We start from the raw sequence: 15657 nt of genomic DNA, 5'->3' as shown, positions 1-15657 counted from the left end.
TCCATATCTTAGAAACTACCCTAACCTAACAATATTCATTCGCTAATTCTTGCCTAACTTATACCTTTCCGCTTCCTGTTTCTACTTAATGTTTTTTTAACAATCTCATGTAATCTGTCTCCGGGATTGGAAGAGCTATCTAACATAGCTGTAACATCATTACTTTCTATCTTCATTTGTCTCACCTTACCAGCTACTAACTTCCCATCTTTTCGATACCCTTTTTCATTCAGTTCTTTTGCAACCATATTTACATTTTCTAATTCTGCATAAAGCTTTACTGCTTCCTCCTTCACATCTTTAGGTTGATATGACTCATATGCTTTTACATATTCTTGTAGTTCAACATTCAATTCTTTAGCCTTCTGGATCTTCAAATAAATCACCCCTAATACTAGTTATTGAGTTTAATATAATAGTGGGTTTGTCAAATTCAACAATAGCACTTAAGCCTAGATATGACAATGGTTTTAGTAATTGCTATTAAATGAGTTTGACACCCCTGTTTTGAAGCTAATTAATAAGGTTATAAAGAAAAGATGGTCGTCAGAACCATCTAATAATCTCCTGCTCTTCGATATGCATTCTTCAATAGTTGGTCCACACCATCTTGTTCAATACCAATGTATCGTAATGTTTCTTCTGGATAGCTATGATTGAATAGCTTCTGTAGTGCTGCTATGTCCTTTGTATCTTTATATGCCCAGTAACCAAATGTCTTTCTCAATGAATGCGTACCAATGGAGTCTAATCCAAACTCTTTAGCAACTTCATTTAGTATGTTATAAGCCATTGCTCTTGTTATAGGTTTGTTGACGCCTTCTCGACTCTTTATAAGGTACTCATGAGGTTCTTTCTTAGCGACATAACCCTTAAGTGCTTTCTTTAGATCATGATGCAGATATATTCTTCTGTACTTGGATGTTTTCTTTTCCTTGATGTTTATATAATCATTTTTATATCAGAAACTTTTACTCTTAAAATATCGGATATTCGAAGTGCCGTGTACAAACCCATCATAAAAAGAATATAGTTTCGCTCATTACTTGTTTTTAAACTTCTCTTCATTCCCTCTAGTGTTTCAAAGTCCCTAATCGGTTGCACTACATTCATTGCTTAGTACCTCCTCTTCACAAACTTCACATAAACTGTTTTGACTATTCTTGTTTCCACAGTTGGAACACCAAACAAATAAACTTCTACTCTTAGGATAAAAGCCAATTTATAGAACGCTCGGCCTTTTAATCTATAATATTTTCTTTCACTGAAACCTAGATCATTATAAACCTCGTAATCATAGATATTAACAGGCTCCATATACCTTTTAATGATTACTGATCGCTCATTGTATGCTAGACGGTTTACTGCTTTTTGAATCTTACTTATGAAGTCATGGCGTTCCTTTTCTTTATCAATTTTATTTACAACTAAGTTTTCAGTTTTAGAATGGAATTGATTGGTGAATGTCGGTGGTGTAATCGTAAATGAAGTGGTGATCTTTGGTTGCATATCTATTGGATCCATAAGTAAATACATATTGTATCTCTCCAGTAGTTTCTCAACTGCATTCCGAGTCGCTTCTCTATCGATCTCTGGTAAATTAAAAAGTTATTTGAGACATATACAACCAACTCCTCTTATTTTTGTTTTAATGCTCCGCCTTTACCACGTTTGTATATTGGTCGATCGGTACCCATTAATTCTATTAAATCAGATTTTGACAGGTTCTCTCGCTTCTTCTTATTTTTCTTTTTGTGCTTGTTTTCAGACCATTTAGTTAGTTCTTTCCTCATTTGTTCGCTCACTTATCATCCACCCAGCAATCTTGATCACGACAACATATACGGGCCGAAAACAAGCGATAAAAGTTATAGCTAGAAAGAAAAATAATAGCTCCGTGCATGAAACCACTACTTTTCTCAAAATAAAAGGACACCAACTAAGCAGCTGCATGTGCAACTTACTTAATCAGTGTCCTCCAGTGTGCCGGTAGAACAATTTAAAAATATGTGCATTAATCCGATAATAATATCGGAGGTGGAAAATGAGACATACATTAACGCATTTACTTGAATAATTTTCAAATATGGAAGAATCCTTACTAGAAAATAAAGGATTAATCACTTTATTCTTTGCACGAATGGTATCAATAGTTTTTGTAATATTTGTTTCTTACATTATATTTATTGCGATATCAGTAACCCTATCAACATTAATTCCATCAGTGGATATTGATGCTAGTACTTTTAAAATCCCTTTAGTGATTATGCTTCCTTTTTTACTGGTTCTAATGCAAAACTTTTTTAACCAGAAGTATAATTTCTCAAAGAACATCCTTAAAGTTTTCATTATTTATAGTGACTCTTTTCCTAAGATTGACTCATTTAAATTTTTAGTTGAGTTCTTTTTCTTTTTGCTATATATATCATTCGCAAGTGCTATCACCGCAGAAGCTATTGCGAATATTATTTGGCAGGCAGAGTTTACAAAATATGCAATTAACTACATTACTATTGCAGCAGTATTTCATAGTGCTATCTATTTGTTCATCCGTGTATATCTAATACCAGAAAATACTGATCAGCAAAAGTTAATTAAGGCAAAACGAAAATTAGGATTATGGACATCTTATTCTTTAATAGCACTTGTGCATATCATAATTACTATGATTCAGTCCATACCTTGGTCAGGATCTCTTTATTATATTTTTTTATTCTTCTCGTTTTTGAAAGGGTTATAAATAGCTATAAAGAAATTCAAGAAATCCAGGAGATCGAGAGGATCTAAAACCCCTCTCCCTCTTCAACTCTATTACTTTTTTTGTAATCCTTCATATTTTGATTATCTATCTTTTAGTAATTCTCTTTTCATTTTTATAGATGAATCAGTATTCCATAAGATAAATAACTTAAACAAATATAAAAAACTTTCACGGTGGTCTTCTAGATTATAGGATCCAGAATATTCCTCCCCTTTTTTCATCTACAAGTTCGTAATCTATAGAAGGAACTGCTCCTCTATTGAATTTGATCTCCATTACCCTTTTGCTTTCCAAATCATGTTTAGAGTTACCAGATGTAGTCCCTATAGTATGAATGACTTTACTAGGAAGAACTGTTAACAATAACGATTCAATGGTTTGTAGTGAAAAATATTGATTGGAGCAAACAAACTCTTTATCTGGAAATAGATAAAAACGCTCAAAAGGATGATATTGAGAACTTTATCGATATGGAATTTAGTGTATCTGTATTTATTAGTGATTTGGTTGTCAATGAGGATAAGAAGAATTTTTTCGGAGTAAATCTAGAAAACATCAAATCTAGGTTAATAGATGAAGGGTGTATAAGTGAGGATATAAATCAACTTATTATACGAGTGGTGGATGTAAAGGAAGTCATTTATATGGATAGATATTTAGTTTCATAGACTGGGGAGGTTCGAACGATGGCTAGTTATGAAAAAAGAGGTGAAAATTCGTGGAGATTAATAGTAGAAGCAGGATACGATGCTAACGGCAAAAGAATAAAACGAAGTAAATCTATTCGTATTGAAGATGCTGCGTTATTAAAAACAAAGAAAAGACTGCAAAACTACTTAGATGAAGAACTGCTAAAATTCAAAATTGAAGTGGAAGCAGGTGAATATATAAAACCTGAGAAATTACTATTTGGTGATTTTGTTAAGGAATGGGAAAAAAGTACGCTAGTAAGGAATTAGGGGAACAAACTCTAACAATTTATCAAACTCACATAAAGAATCATATACTGCCCACATTTTCGCACAAAAGGTTAGACCAAATTAAACCGATCCACATAGTAAACTGGTTAGATGATCTGAAGCGCACAGATAAAACGGAAAATCAGTTATCTTCTTCTACAAAAAAGTATGTGTACCGTGTTATGCGAAACATCATGGAGCGTGCAACTGAGTGGCAGTTAATAAGCAGTAATTCATTAGTAAATGTAAAAAAGCCAAAAGAAGATAAGCGAGAAGTGAATGTTTACACTAACAAAGAAATTGAAGAATTGTTTGAACATGCTCAGAATCAACCACTATATTGGCGAGTATTTACCTCTTTAGCTTTAGCAGCTGGATTAAGACGCGGTGAGTTATTGGGTCTTGAGTGGAAACATATTGATTTTGAAAATAACAAAGTACATGTACGACAGTCTATAGGAAGAGGTAAAGATAATAAACCAATTATCAAAAGTACCAAGTCTGGAAAGGCGCGTACTGTCTCATTACCTGCTTCAGTCATGATAGAATTGGTACAATATAAGTCGCATTGGGAAACTGAAAGAGATGATGCTGGAGATTCATGGATAGAAAATGAACATGAATTTGTTTTTTGCAATATTGACGGAAAACACTTTTATCCAACAACGCCTACTACATGGTGGAGACGATTTACTACAAAAGCGAAAGTACGTTATATCCGTCTACATGATCTAAGACATACATCTGCAACCCTATTAATTAACCAAGGGGTTCATGCAAAGATTATCTCGGAAAGATTAGGACATGCAGATATAAGGATTACAATGGATACGTATGGTCATGCTTTAGAGATAGCAGATCAAGAAGCTGCTAACAAATTGGATAGTATTTTTGATCGAATACAAACTAAAAGCACGTCCTATTAAATTAGGAGCGTGCTTTATTAACGAAAAGATGGTATGTCGCTTGGTAATCCTACCCTCATAAAAAATTTGGCATATGCTTGTGAAAGATGCTCTTTATAAGGTGATTTTAATCTTAATCTATTATTTCCAATAGAAGCTTTGTCTTTTATATAATTGAATGGAACAGTAAATACATTCCTAAAATCAACTAGACATATCTCTTCTTCATATCCACTAATAGTACACTCATTTATTAAGTGATACTTTGCTTCATGTCCTCTTCGTAGACTTTCTAACGGTTTCTTATGACCAAATACTTCACTAATTTTTTGCATCTCACTTAATGGAGTTATAGGCGTCACTTGTACCCAAGGTGTTTTACTGTTGTCTAAATCACACGATTGAGTCAGTATTATAACATCATAAGCAATTACATCTATTGTATCAGAATCCCCATTTAATAATTCTGTTGTAGGAATTACAACATTCACTTCTTTAAAAATATCCCCTTGTTCCAAAGAATCATCATTAACCAATTCATACCAATTGTTTGACATTATATACCTCGTTATAATTCATCAAACTCAGATGAATTATAAATAAAATCATCTGCATCTGGTTGTAGTATAATTTTCTCTTTTCTTTGAACTGAGGAGATTTTCATACTTTTTATTTCTTTAGGTGGGATAATTGGGATATTATTAAATGAATCCATTGCTTCAACACAATATTCGATATCAATATCAATACTTCTATCTTTTTTATTCATAACACTAATCGCCTCCTGGGCATCTAGCATTACTTGCGAGCTACTATTAGTGTATTCATTAACTCCTGTTTTAATCACAGATAAAACAAACTGATTAGGTTTAGTTGATTCAAAGTAGTCAATAGTTCCTTTTGTTAGACCGTCAAAAAATTTAATTATTGATTCTTTCGGCACATCAATGGAAGCAGATAGGAATGGATTTAATCTACCTGCTAAAACAAAGGATCCTAACTTATTCCCCATACCACCATAAGATTTTTCAAAAGATGTGTTATTATTCTGGTTTGGTATATCTTGAATAGTAAGTTCGCTTACAGTCATCCTTGATCACCTGCCAATACATAAATCGGATACTCACCCAATTTATCGCCATCAACAAAAATTTCTGTGAAATACTCACCTTCGGCTCTCATCACAACATTCCTAAAATCTAAACTTCCCATAATACCCCTTAAATTTGGTGGCAAAGTAGCTGTTTCTGATGGTATGTTCTCAAGTGAGAGATCTTCTGTATCAATTATTGGTTCATCCCTTTTATCAGATGAACTAAACTTAATGCGGACAGTATGACCTTTTTCAGTGACGTCTATCCCAATAACACCGAATGTAACCGAAAATGAAAACATCCCTGGGACAAATGCTGGTCGAAAAACATTTAAAGGATTGATAACATTTAACTTGTTATTAGGTGTGTTTTTTGTTTCTTCTGAATAAATGAATGTGGTTATATGTGGCATTATTCTACCTCCAAATCATGCTTGTCCGAATTTATTTCGACAAACTTTAGAAAAACCCTTTTCAAAAAGAGAAAAATCTAATAATATCTATTATTACCCTGTATTCTCTCGTTACACACTAATTGTATCATAAATTTTATATCTCAGGCTTATTTTCTGAAAGTTCAAATAATTAGTGGTGGGTTATGATAATAATTCGTTCGTCCCCAAATCGTCCCCAACTATCATTTCCACCCCATAAACTAGGTGGAAACAAAAAGAAAAGAACCCTTTAATATCAAAGGTTCTTGCAATGATTCCGACTGGTCTCGAACCAGCGACCTCTACCCTGTCAAGGTAGCGCTCTCCCAACTGAGCTACGGAATCATGAAAAATATTAAACTAAGTAAGTATTAATATAATCGGTCACCATAAATCTGTCAATATCAAATATCACCATTTAAACAACAAACACACCCTATCTCAACTTACCGAAGATAAGGTGTGTTTTCAGCAATACCTTAAGCCGCTTTATGGAACTGTGGTAGTAGCTTCGCTTGTAGCAGTCGCTTTCTTACGGCTAACCCCAACCAACTTGCTAAGAATGCTTTGATTAATCCAACTACGATAAATGGGAATACGCCCGTTCCAATTGCTTGTGCCCATGTGTAGTCCAACACGAATTTCAACTGTATCGCGCCAAAAATCAATGTAATGAGCATTCCAACTGTATTTGCAATCATCGCCATCGTTAGCGTGTATTTTGTTTTTTCCAATATTAAACCCGTCACATACGCAGTTAATATAAATCCAAATATGTATCCTCCTGTAGGTCCAAGCAATATTTGCGCCCCGCCTTTAAGTCCAGCAAAAACAGGCACACCTGCAGCTCCTAATAACGCATAACAGATCATTGCAATTGCTCCGTACCTGCTTCCGATAATAGTCGCAGTTAAACCAACTGCTAATGTTTGTCCACTAATTGGAACAACTGGAATCGGAATTGTAATTTGCGCTAAGATAGCTGTTAGTGCTGCAAATATTCCACAAATAATAATAACTCGAAGTTTAGAATTCGTATAATTCATAATAAATCCCCCTCTTAATGTTAACCTAACAAAAAATAGGTTAACATATTTTTCCCTAATGTGGAAGTTTTTTAATGAATTTTTTTGATTAACAGACACTACACCTATATGATAGGTACAAAAGATACAATACATAGCTATGTAAAGGAGATATTGCATTTATGTCACAACCAATTACCAACATCCCAATCCCTGCAATACTAGAAATCAATAATGGAGCCGTTTATCAATTAGAAAAAATCTTAAGAAAACATTATTTTTCCAATGTTGTTATCTTATTTGATGCATTTACTTTTGATAACTTTGAACATTCGATTAAGGATTCTTTATCATCGATCAAAGTAAATACTATTGGAATGGAGCCAAACTTAGACATCAAAGACCTTATTTCACTAGCTTTTTCCCTCGAGCGTCATGATGTTGTTATAGCTGTTGGTGGGGGTACTGTTATTGATTATGGGAAGTATATTGCCTTTTCACGCCGCATTCCTTTTATCAGTGTCCCAACCTCTCCATCCAACGATGGCTTTGCAAGTAGCAATTGTTCACTAATTGTTAACCAAAAGAAAACGACTGTACCTGCCAAGGTTCCATATGGCATTATTGCTGATTTGGACATTATCAAGCAAGCGCCTGACCGTTTCATTTTAGCTGGGATCGGTGATTTAATGTCTAACATCACCGCCTTATATGATTGGGAGTTTGAAGAGGAAAATGGGGTGAGCAATGTAAACCACTTTGCACTAATGTTAAGTAAAAAAGCAGTCAATAGCTTTATTCGTACACCAATGGATGATATCAAAAATCCGATTTTTCTAAAAGAGCTTGTGAGTTCTTTAACGATGGGAGGTATTGCAACCGTCATTAGCGGTAATAGCGCTCCAATTAGTGGATCTGAACACCTTATCTCACATGCACTAGATAAGATTGCTGCAAATCCAGCTATGCACGGAATTCAAGTCGGAATCGCTACTTATCTTATCGCAAAAGTTCAAGAACATCGTGTGGAGCGGATGAATAAAGTTTTTTCTCGGACTGGTTTTTTTAATTATATAAAAGAAATTCCTTTAAATAAGGATGAGTATGAACAAGCCATTAAGCTCGGTCCAAGTATTAAACCAAATCGGTTTACTTATTTACACGATGAAACATATCAAAATAAAGCAATAGAGCTTTTACATAAAGATCCGCAACTTCAACAAGTTTTTTCTAATTAAATGGAATTTATTTGGAAATTAGGTATGAAAAATAGCTTTTAAGTACATTATCTTAAATAAGTATTTATATTTATCTATTTTAAGGTAGTGGTCTTTTGGGTGTTTTCTATTCATTATTTTATTTGGTACTTGTCATCATCTGGGGAGATTGGAGAAATTGGAGAAAATATTATCCTACTATATTATTTTTTATTACTGGAGATATACTGTATCAATGGTTGTTCGTTGATTTCTATCCAATGTGGAAATTCCAACCGTATGGCATCGATGATGAAATCGGTGTCACACATACACAAATTTCACTATCCATTATGATCATCAAGTATCCAGCCATAATGCTTGTGTATCTATATCAATTTCCCAAAACATTCGGTAAACAATTCGGCTACATTTGCCTTTGGACATTTATTATCGCTTTTAATGAATGGATTACACTCCAACTAGGTGGAATAGTGTACGATCATGGTTGGACATTCTCCTGGTCTGTACTCTTTTCTTTTGTAATGCTTGTCATTTTACGTATCCATCATAGTAAGCCATTGGTTGCAATTGCTATTTCGATTGGGTTTATGCTATTTCTTTTTTACTCTTTTGATGTTCCCACAGACATTGTCTTTCGCTAACAATAGTTGAAATGCAATGTCTTATCCTCTTCTTCGAATTTTAACTTCCAATCTCCCTAACACTTTTCCGTTACACGAACGTAACATCTGTCATACTAGCACCGTTTTCTGCCATTCTTTGAAATAGATGGTTGGATTTGATTGATAGAATATATTTCCTCTTCCCCCTAAGGTTATTAAAATATCTATGTTTGTTTCTAGTTAACTGATTTTGTTATTTATTGGTTAATGCTAAACAATGTTACAACTGCTAACCTTCTAGGTAGACAACTAGTTTACTAGGAGGTAATTCACAAATGAAAAAACTTAAAAAGATCATGATCGCTGCTACATTATCGATTGGTGTTTTGGCACTACCAAACATGGCAGACGCTGCATCCTATAAAGTTCAATCTGGGGACTCTTTTTGGAAAATATCCAATAAATTTGGTGTTCCTTTATCAAGTTTACTAAGTACAAATAATCGTACAGGAAGCATGTTATACGCTGGGGAAACACTAATAATTCCTGATACGGTAACAAATGCGGAGAAAGATCTAATGGCAAGACTTGTACATGCAGAAGCTAAAGGGGAATCCTATGCTGGAAAAGTCGCTGTGGCAACGGTTATTCTAAATCGTGTGGATCACAAGGAATTTCCAAACACGATTAATAGTGTTATCAATCAACGTTCTGCTGGTGGATATTATGCTTTTACACCAATACAAAATGGGGCGATAAATAAGCCGGCAAATGCAGAAGCTAAACGAGCTGTTAATGAAGCTATTGCTTTTCGAGGCCAAGGAAGTGGGTCTCTCTACTTCTATAATCCAGAAACTGCAAAAAGTAAGTGGATTTTATCTAGAGAAGTTACAACCACCATTGGGAATCACCGCTTCGCAAAATAATCAGTGGGGTTCACTACTTTTTAATACTAGATAAAAAAAAGGCGATAACAGCAAAAGTGTTATCGCCTTTATTTATTTCTAAGAAGCTTTAGCTTCCCATTTTTCTACGCGTAGTACTCGTTTTCTTCGTTTGCTGGCTTTTCATTTTGTGACCAGCATTGTTTCCATTCATTTTACTACTTCCATTAGCTTGGGATTGTTTCTTCTTTTCTAATTGCTGCCTTACTAATTCTTGCGTACTTAATTTCTTTTCACTAGACATGTAACTGTCTCCTCTACAAATTTCTTTTACTGCATTATTATAATACAAAAACACAACAAATAAACTACTTTTCTTGCAAGATCGTATTAATAATGATTCTTTCCCACCTGTGCCATGGCAATAAACGTTTTAACATCAATTGCGCTCTTACCCCTCTGCCAATTGGATAGCGAAGCTTTTTTACTTCTTTCATCATCGCAATCTCACAAATTAGTTTTGCTACAAGCTGTGGATCTCCATGTTTATTCTTACCAGATTCCATCGTTGCCATTAATTTTTCCATGTATGTAGCATACGGAGATTGGTCATTGTTAACCCCGCCAGCAATCTCCATACCTGAAGACCAAATATTCGTACTAAAAGAACCAGGTTCCACTAGAGCAACTTGTACGCCAAAGGGCATCATTTCTAACCGGAGACTTTCTGAATAACCCTCCAAAGCGTATTTAGAAGCTACATATGGAGACAATCCAGGAAAACCAACTAAACCACTTATACTGCTTACATTAATAATGGTTCCTTCTCCTTGTTCTCTCATTTTCGGTAAGATAGCTTGTGTGGTTGCCATAACACCAAACACATTTGTTTCAAACTGCCTACGATAATCTTCCATTTCTATCTGTTCACTAAATCCACCTATTGCTATGCCCGCATTGTTTACAAGCACACGAACATGATCGAACTCCTCCACTTTTTTCTGAAATGCTTCAATATCTTCCTGCTTCGTCACATCAAGTGGATATACTTCTATCCGATCCAATAGGGAAAGCTCTTTCACATGCTCTTTAAAAATAATTGCCTTTTGAATATCGCGCATCGTAGCTAACACATGAAATCCTCTTTTTGCTAATTCCAGTGTAGTTAGTAATCCAAACCCGCTTGATGCTCCTGTCACAATGGCTACATGCCTCATTTCTTCCCCTCCTTTACTATATTTTATAGTGAATTCAGATGAAAAGCGATTCTTTACTTTTACATAGACTAATCGTTCACTACGACACACTTTATAATTGGAAGCGCATTTTTTCATTTTTTTACTTACCCTATGCTACACTTAGCTTATTCCATACATAAGAGGTGTTCAAATGCGAAGAAAGGGAAAAATGGTAGAAGAACAGATTGATAGTAAGTTCCTTAACGAAACAATCACATTGAAGTGGTATCAGCCAGAAGCTTTTACACCCTTAAATAAATACCATCTGTGCATCATGCAAGATGGTGACGATTACTTTCAGATGGGAAGAGTTGCTACACTTAGTGACCGGTTGCATGATGAATATGAGATAGAAAACACTATATTCGTTGGTATTCATTATAACGACAAGTATGATCGGCAGGATAAATATCATCCCAGTGGAAAAAAACAATCTGCATATATCCGATTCCTAACGCAGGAAGTTTTACCATTCTTAGAAGATACCTTGCCAACGCATCAAGTAGCAGGTGGACGAACATTAATGGGAGATTCGTTGGCTGGCACATTGGCCCTACAAGTTGCCGTAAGTCATCCAAACTTAATTGGCCAAGTTATCATGCAATCTCCATATGTAAATGAAACAATAATGGAAATAATAAATCAATCAACATCGTTAGATACACTCACTATCTATCATACAATTGGAACAGATGAAGAAAATGTAGTCACTACATCTGGTGAAACAAAAAATTTCTTAACTCCAAATCGCGCTCTAAAAAAACTAATGGAACAAAAGCAAGCTTCCTATATCTATCATGAATTACCTGGCAAACATACGTGGAAAGCTTGGCAAGATGACTTGCCTCGTGCTCTAACTACGATGTTTAGGTGGGATTAACATGATAATGTGAAAACTTTAATTACTTTTTGTTATAATAAAAAATGAAAACTTTATGATCGAAATGTACAACAAAAATGATTGGAGGTATTCAAATGAAATACGGTGTTGCCATTTTCCCTTCCAAAAAAATGCAAGATGAAGCTAATTCTTACCGTAAACGGTATGATCCACATTACGCATTAATTCCACCACATATTACGGTGAAAGAACCGTTTGTCTTAGAGGATAAGGAACTTGAAGCTACCATCTCTGAATTAAGAGAAATAGCGAAGTCAACTGAACCTTTTCCACTGTCTGTGAGAAAGGTAAGTTCTTTTTCACCAGTAACGAATACGATCTACTTAAAAGTAGAGCCTGTGGATGAATTACTTAAATTAAACGAAAAGCTTCACAGCGGGAACTTACCAAATGAGCAAACGTATGCTTTTGTACCACACATTACAATCGCACAAAAACTATCTGATGATGAATTCTCTGATGTTTTTGGTAGCTTAAAAATGCAAAGTTTTGATATGGAAGAAACAATTGATCGGTTCCAACTCATGTATCAATTAGAAAACGGTGCTTGGACGGTGTATGAAACATTTACATTCAAATAAGGAGTCATGGCAGAATGAAAACCAATATCGTAGAAACGGATGAACAACAAAAGGATGCTTTCGCTGTAAGACGAGAAGTATTCGTTGAAGAACAAAACGTCCCACCTGAGATCGAAATAGATGAATTAGAGAACGAAGCAATTCATTTTGTTGGATACGACAAAGAAAAAGCAATAGCTGCTGGACGTTTACGCCTAGTAGATGATTATGGTAAATTAGAGCGCGTTTGTGTACTTAAACCATATAGAGGTTTATCTTTTGGCAAGCAAATTATTTCTGAAATGGAACGTGTTATCAAAGAAAAAGGATATCCAAAAGCCAAACTTAACGCACAAACACATGCAGAAGCGTTTTATCTGTCATTGGGATATAAAACGATCTCAGATGAATTTATGGATGCGGGAATTCCGCATGTTACGATGATTAAATTATTATAATAGCAAAAGGGGTTAATCTATGGCAGATATTGATTAGCCTCTTTTTTATTTACCAGATTAAATATATGTTGGCTTCCAATATATAAAATCATACGATCAAATTAGTAATATATATAATGATCGATAACGAAAGGACGATGGTATATGGAAAGAGATTTTACATGTTAGTTTTGGGACATTGTTAATCATAACAAAATTGATAAAAAGTTCTCCTTAGATATTCCCCCTCATGAGCAAGCACTAAAAGAAACCATGACTTGGTATCTAAATACAACAAATTCCGAGACAAAAAGAATAAGTTGAAACAAAACTTCCTTCCCTATACTTTTTAATATATATGTCCCACTAATATTTTTACTACGTCGAAAGGCTTCTAGGAATACTTTATTACTCTTCACGCACATAAAGAAAAAATAGCTTAGACTTCTAAGCTACTCTTTTCTTTTAATCATTCTTTTGTTAATGCTATCACTGCAAGGTTGATATGTTCAATTTGCTTTACCACATCCTGATTTTGATCCGTATGGTGCTGAACGGATGCAGATATTTCCTCGATTGTAGCTGTTGCCTCTTCGACGACAGCCGCAAACTCATTGATAGCTATTTCAATCGCTGACGTGTCTTCTCCTATATTGATTGCGAGTACTTTAAACTGCTTCATTTCTTCTCCAAGATTCTGGATCGCATGATTGATGTTCTCAAAAATAGATGTCGTCTCTTCCGTCTCACGAATGTTCTCATCCATTTCCTTCGCAATACTAGTCATTTGTATTTGCGATTTGTCATTACTTTCACTGATCTCAGCTAGATTATTGGAGATCACTTCGGTAGTTTTTTCCGTTAACTCCGCTAATTTTCGAATCTCATCTGCTACAACTGCAAATCCTCTTCCCGCTTCACCCGCTCTTGAAGCCTCAATAGAAGCATTCAATGCGAGCAAATTCGTTTGGGAAGTGATCTCTTTAATAGAATGTAAGGAAGAAACTGAATCACCTACATGTTTACTAAGTGTATCCATATTTTTAGCCATTTCAGTTACTAGTGATTTAAAACTATGTATTTGTTTTTGCAATTGTTGAATCTTTAATCTACCTAATTCAGAGCTTTCTCCTGCACGTCCCGTTTCAGAAATAATAACCTCTGTACTCTCAAGCATTTGTTTAATCATTTTAGTCGAATTCTCAATAGAATTTGTAATATCATTTACACTATCACTCTGTGTTTGGGTACCTGAGGCTACTTCTTGAACAGCTTTGTTCATCTCCTCAAAAGAATGATGGTTCATTTCACTTGATTCACTAATTACTTGCAACTCATTAGCAATTTGTTTTGTCTTCGCTTGTAAACCTTGTCTATTTGCTTGTTCATCTTCGAAACGAAGCTGATTTTCTTTTGTAAGTGCTTCTATATTGTTAGCTAGTTTTTTTGTAATCTTCATCTGCAAAAAGAAAACAATTAATACAAGACCTAAAATAAGTAACGTATTCGTTATTTCTGTCTGCAATTGTTCACCATACATAAAATAATAGGACCCTACTAGCCCAATTGCTAAAATAGACCCAACAAAATAAATTTTATACTCCAAATACAATACAGAACATGCGATCAAATAGTACACGATAAACACATTCTGATCAGAGATTGAAAAATGCATAATGGTCCCAAGAATAGCTGCCAGACCAATTATTGCAATAAAAGGGGTTACCTTCACAAATACCTTCTTAAAATGAGCAATGGCAACTACTGCTATTAGGATTAAACCTCCAATTAGAATAGTTACTATATTCTTCCATGCTGCATCAATTGAAAATTCTACGATCGTCGCTAAAACTACTGAGATAGAAAGCATAATTAACATTATTTTATTTTTTTGTAAAAGTGCTTGGTATTGAACTCCATCATTCCCCACATGATCAACCCTTTTTTGTATATTTCTTCTTATATCGACATATTTCATCATTCTGTTTAATGAATATTAAAAAATATAACAAAAATCAAAGGTCTATTTCACAAAATAGTAAAAAAGTAGAATTTGTATATTTTTCTCAAGGATACAAATAGTACACATGTTTAAAATCATACGATATTGATAGGTGGTGGATAACGTGGACGCACAACGAGCACAAGAGATTGCTTCTTCTCCAGTAATGGCAAATGTCTCTTTTAATGGGGCAAAAGTTTACATTGAACATGTAGATCAAGAAGTTGGAAAAGCTACGGTCCATACTTTACATCAACCCGAAAACAAACAAAGCGTTTCGGTAGATCACCTAACAGAACAATAAGCTTGCCCCCCCTTTTTGGGGGAGATTACATTGTTCTACAAAAGTATGATAGCTATATCCATTCCTATAATAACGATTGTCACAACAATAATGGAGTAGATAAGATTGATTTTAGAAATACGCTTATCCTTTTGTTTTAATAACTTAGAACTAATTCTAGAAATTAGTCCCATCAAGAAAAGTAATAGGAGGGTAAAAACGAAGAGATGTAATATGTGTCCATGAAAAAAATATAAGTTATAGAACTGTAGAAAGGAAAAACTAATCGTGAATCCAATCCAGCCGCTTAAGGTCAATTCTTTTTTTAGTAGGTTCATACCTTTCATTTCTCA

22 protein-coding genes, 1 tRNA gene and 1 pseudogene are annotated in these 15657 nt (G+C 34.5%); 11 read left to right on the top strand and 13 right to left on the bottom strand.

Translation table 11 applies throughout. From position 1 onward, the window contains the following. Positions 1–53: 53 nt before the first annotated feature. The 4 genes and pseudogenes from NYQ66_RS07945 to NYQ66_RS07930 all read right to left on the bottom strand — a co-directional run bounded on the left by NYQ66_RS07945 (position 54) and on the right by NYQ66_RS07930 (position 1805). Positions 54–377: a magnesium transporter CorA family protein gene (locus NYQ66_RS07945; protein ID WP_259868601.1), complete on the bottom strand. Its 324-nt coding sequence runs from the start codon at positions 375–377 to the stop codon at positions 54–56. A 179-nt stretch (positions 378–556) separates the two neighbouring features. Continuing rightward, positions 557–1113, bottom strand: a pseudogene (locus NYQ66_RS07940) (site-specific integrase). A gap of 3 nt (positions 1114–1116) precedes the next feature. After that, entirely contained in the window at positions 1117–1590 is a 474-nt protein-coding gene (locus NYQ66_RS07935; RefSeq protein WP_259868657.1) for an ArpU family phage packaging/lysis transcriptional regulator, read from the bottom strand. A 47-nt stretch (positions 1591–1637) separates the two neighbouring features. Then, entirely contained in the window at positions 1638–1805 is a 168-nt protein-coding gene (locus NYQ66_RS07930) for a hypothetical protein (protein WP_259868663.1), read from the bottom strand. 281 nt (positions 1806–2086) lie between these two features. Here NYQ66_RS07930 and NYQ66_RS07925 point away from each other — a divergent pair, with 281 nt between their 5' ends. The 4 genes from NYQ66_RS07925 (at position 2087) to NYQ66_RS07910 (ending at position 4646) form a co-directional block, all read left to right on the top strand. Next, the gene (locus tag NYQ66_RS07925) at positions 2087–2740 is read left to right on the top strand and encodes a hypothetical protein (RefSeq protein WP_259868599.1); all 654 of its coding nucleotides are present in this window, start codon (positions 2087–2089) and stop codon (positions 2738–2740) included. A gap of 404 nt (positions 2741–3144) precedes the next feature. Beyond that, the gene (locus NYQ66_RS07920) at positions 3145–3429 is read left to right on the top strand and encodes a hypothetical protein (RefSeq protein ID WP_259868597.1); all 285 of its coding nucleotides are present in this window, start codon (positions 3145–3147) and stop codon (positions 3427–3429) included. Positions 3430–3447: 18 nt separating this feature from the next. After that, positions 3448–3720 (top strand): hypothetical protein, encoded by a 273-nt coding sequence (locus tag NYQ66_RS07915; protein WP_259868594.1) that lies wholly within the window; start codon positions 3448–3450, stop codon positions 3718–3720. Beyond that, entirely contained in the window at positions 3690–4646 is a 957-nt protein-coding gene (locus tag NYQ66_RS07910) for a tyrosine-type recombinase/integrase (RefSeq protein WP_259868592.1), read from the top strand. The genes NYQ66_RS07915 and NYQ66_RS07910 overlap by 31 nt, the downstream gene beginning before the upstream one ends. 17 nt (positions 4647–4663) lie before the next feature. Here the strand turns inward: NYQ66_RS07910 and NYQ66_RS07905 are convergent, their stop codons facing one another. The 5 genes from NYQ66_RS07905 to NYQ66_RS07885 all read right to left on the bottom strand — a co-directional run bounded on the left by NYQ66_RS07905 (position 4664) and on the right by NYQ66_RS07885 (position 7198). Next, the gene (locus NYQ66_RS07905) at positions 4664–5182 is read right to left on the bottom strand and encodes a hypothetical protein (protein WP_259868591.1); all 519 of its coding nucleotides are present in this window, start codon (positions 5180–5182) and stop codon (positions 4664–4666) included. Between the two features lie 11 nt (positions 5183–5193). Further along, positions 5194–5715 (bottom strand): hypothetical protein, encoded by a 522-nt coding sequence (locus NYQ66_RS07900; RefSeq protein WP_259868590.1) that lies wholly within the window; start codon positions 5713–5715, stop codon positions 5194–5196. Continuing rightward, entirely contained in the window at positions 5712–6131 is a 420-nt protein-coding gene (locus NYQ66_RS07895) for a DUF6941 family protein (RefSeq protein ID WP_259868589.1), read from the bottom strand. Before NYQ66_RS07895 ends, NYQ66_RS07900 begins: the two co-directional genes overlap by 4 nt. A gap of 293 nt (positions 6132–6424) precedes the next feature. Beyond that, a tRNA-Val gene (locus tag NYQ66_RS07890) sits at positions 6425–6497 on the bottom strand. Positions 6498–6631: 134 nt separating this feature from the next. Beyond that, a complete protein-coding gene (locus tag NYQ66_RS07885) occupies positions 6632–7198 on the bottom strand; it encodes a biotin transporter BioY (protein WP_259868588.1) in 567 nt (188 codons plus the stop codon). A 161-nt stretch (positions 7199–7359) separates the two neighbouring features. Here NYQ66_RS07885 and NYQ66_RS07880 point away from each other — a divergent pair, with 161 nt between their 5' ends. The 3 genes from NYQ66_RS07880 (at position 7360) to NYQ66_RS07870 (ending at position 9925) form a co-directional block, all read left to right on the top strand. Then, positions 7360–8415, top strand: coding sequence for an iron-containing alcohol dehydrogenase family protein (locus tag NYQ66_RS07880; RefSeq protein WP_259868587.1), 1056 nt, complete (start codon positions 7360–7362; stop codon positions 8413–8415). 95 nt (positions 8416–8510) lie between these two features. Continuing rightward, positions 8511–9038, top strand: a complete 528-nt coding sequence (locus tag NYQ66_RS07875; protein WP_259868586.1) for a CBO0543 family protein — start codon at positions 8511–8513, stop codon at positions 9036–9038. Between the two features lie 296 nt (positions 9039–9334). After that, positions 9335–9925, top strand: coding sequence for a cell wall hydrolase (locus tag NYQ66_RS07870; protein ID WP_407652058.1), 591 nt, complete (start codon positions 9335–9337; stop codon positions 9923–9925). Positions 9926–10013: 88 nt separating this feature from the next. On the opposite strand, the gene NYQ66_RS07865 is transcribed toward NYQ66_RS07870, so the two are convergent. Further along, positions 10014–10187, bottom strand: coding sequence for a hypothetical protein (locus tag NYQ66_RS07865; RefSeq protein ID WP_259868583.1), 174 nt, complete (start codon positions 10185–10187; stop codon positions 10014–10016). Positions 10188–10251: 64 nt separating this feature from the next. Next, positions 10252–11100, bottom strand: a complete 849-nt coding sequence (locus NYQ66_RS07860; protein WP_259868579.1) for an SDR family oxidoreductase — start codon at positions 11098–11100, stop codon at positions 10252–10254. A gap of 172 nt (positions 11101–11272) precedes the next feature. Here NYQ66_RS07860 and NYQ66_RS07855 point away from each other — a divergent pair, with 172 nt between their 5' ends. From NYQ66_RS07855 to NYQ66_RS07845, 3 genes are all read left to right on the top strand, one after another. Further along, the gene (locus NYQ66_RS07855; protein ID WP_259868576.1) at positions 11273–12001 is read left to right on the top strand and encodes an alpha/beta hydrolase; all 729 of its coding nucleotides are present in this window, start codon (positions 11273–11275) and stop codon (positions 11999–12001) included. 95 nt (positions 12002–12096) lie between these two features. After that, positions 12097–12603, top strand: coding sequence for a YjcG family protein (locus tag NYQ66_RS07850; RefSeq protein ID WP_259868574.1), 507 nt, complete (start codon positions 12097–12099; stop codon positions 12601–12603). Positions 12604–12617: 14 nt separating this feature from the next. Continuing rightward, positions 12618–13040, top strand: coding sequence for a GNAT family N-acetyltransferase (locus NYQ66_RS07845; protein WP_259868571.1), 423 nt, complete (start codon positions 12618–12620; stop codon positions 13038–13040). Positions 13041–13488: 448 nt separating this feature from the next. Here NYQ66_RS07845 and NYQ66_RS07840 read toward each other — a convergent pair whose 3' ends face one another. Continuing rightward, the gene (locus NYQ66_RS07840; RefSeq protein WP_259868568.1) at positions 13489–14949 is read right to left on the bottom strand and encodes a methyl-accepting chemotaxis protein; all 1461 of its coding nucleotides are present in this window, start codon (positions 14947–14949) and stop codon (positions 13489–13491) included. A gap of 196 nt (positions 14950–15145) precedes the next feature. Here NYQ66_RS07840 and NYQ66_RS07835 point away from each other — a divergent pair, with 196 nt between their 5' ends. Further along, positions 15146–15325 (top strand): H-type small acid-soluble spore protein, encoded by a 180-nt coding sequence (locus NYQ66_RS07835; RefSeq protein ID WP_259868565.1) that lies wholly within the window; start codon positions 15146–15148, stop codon positions 15323–15325. A gap of 35 nt (positions 15326–15360) precedes the next feature. On the opposite strand, the gene NYQ66_RS07830 is transcribed toward NYQ66_RS07835, so the two are convergent. After that, positions 15361–15651, bottom strand: coding sequence for a hypothetical protein (locus NYQ66_RS07830; RefSeq protein ID WP_259868562.1), 291 nt, complete (start codon positions 15649–15651; stop codon positions 15361–15363). Positions 15652–15657: the final 6 nt, after the last annotated feature.

Source organism: Aquibacillus koreensis (genome assembly GCF_025154055.1).
Classification (GTDB): Bacteria; Bacillota; Bacilli; order Bacillales; family Amphibacillaceae; genus Aquibacillus_C; species Aquibacillus_C koreensis.
The sequence above is the reverse complement of the archived record's forward strand: the minus strand, read 5'-3'. Positions and strand labels throughout refer to the sequence as shown.

What these genes read in the sequence shown, in the direction of transcription:
- NYQ66_RS07925 (WP_259868599.1), top strand. Translation starts at nt 2,087, where the DNA reads ATGGAAGAATCCTTACTAGAAAATAAAGGATTAATCACTTTATTCTTT.
- NYQ66_RS07915 (WP_259868594.1), top strand. Translation starts at nt 3,448, where the DNA reads ATGGCTAGTTATGAAAAAAGAGGTGAAAATTCGTGGAGATTAATAGTA.
- NYQ66_RS07910 (WP_259868592.1), top strand. Translation starts at nt 3,690, where the DNA reads ATGGGAAAAAAGTACGCTAGTAAGGAATTAGGGGAACAAACTCTAACA.
- NYQ66_RS07905 (WP_259868591.1), bottom strand. Translation starts at nt 5,182, where the DNA reads ATGTCAAACAATTGGTATGAATTGGTTAATGATGATTCTTTGGAACAA.
- NYQ66_RS07900 (WP_259868590.1), bottom strand. Translation starts at nt 5,715, where the DNA reads ATGACTGTAAGCGAACTTACTATTCAAGATATACCAAACCAGAATAAT.
- NYQ66_RS07895 (WP_259868589.1), bottom strand. Translation starts at nt 6,131, where the DNA reads ATGCCACATATAACCACATTCATTTATTCAGAAGAAACAAAAAACACA.
- NYQ66_RS07885 (WP_259868588.1), bottom strand. Translation starts at nt 7,198, where the DNA reads ATGAATTATACGAATTCTAAACTTCGAGTTATTATTATTTGTGGAATA.
- NYQ66_RS07880 (WP_259868587.1), top strand. Translation starts at nt 7,360, where the DNA reads ATGTCACAACCAATTACCAACATCCCAATCCCTGCAATACTAGAAATC.
- NYQ66_RS07870 (WP_407652058.1), top strand. Translation starts at nt 9,335, where the DNA reads ATGAAAAAACTTAAAAAGATCATGATCGCTGCTACATTATCGATTGGT.
- NYQ66_RS07865 (WP_259868583.1), bottom strand. Translation starts at nt 10,187, where the DNA reads ATGTCTAGTGAAAAGAAATTAAGTACGCAAGAATTAGTAAGGCAGCAA.
- NYQ66_RS07860 (WP_259868579.1), bottom strand. Translation starts at nt 11,100, where the DNA reads ATGAGGCATGTAGCCATTGTGACAGGAGCATCAAGCGGGTTTGGATTA.
- NYQ66_RS07855 (WP_259868576.1), top strand. Translation starts at nt 11,273, where the DNA reads ATGCGAAGAAAGGGAAAAATGGTAGAAGAACAGATTGATAGTAAGTTC.
- NYQ66_RS07850 (WP_259868574.1), top strand. Translation starts at nt 12,097, where the DNA reads ATGAAATACGGTGTTGCCATTTTCCCTTCCAAAAAAATGCAAGATGAA.
- NYQ66_RS07845 (WP_259868571.1), top strand. Translation starts at nt 12,618, where the DNA reads ATGAAAACCAATATCGTAGAAACGGATGAACAACAAAAGGATGCTTTC.
- NYQ66_RS07830 (WP_259868562.1), bottom strand. Translation starts at nt 15,651, where the DNA reads ATGAAAGGTATGAACCTACTAAAAAAAGAATTGACCTTAAGCGGCTGG.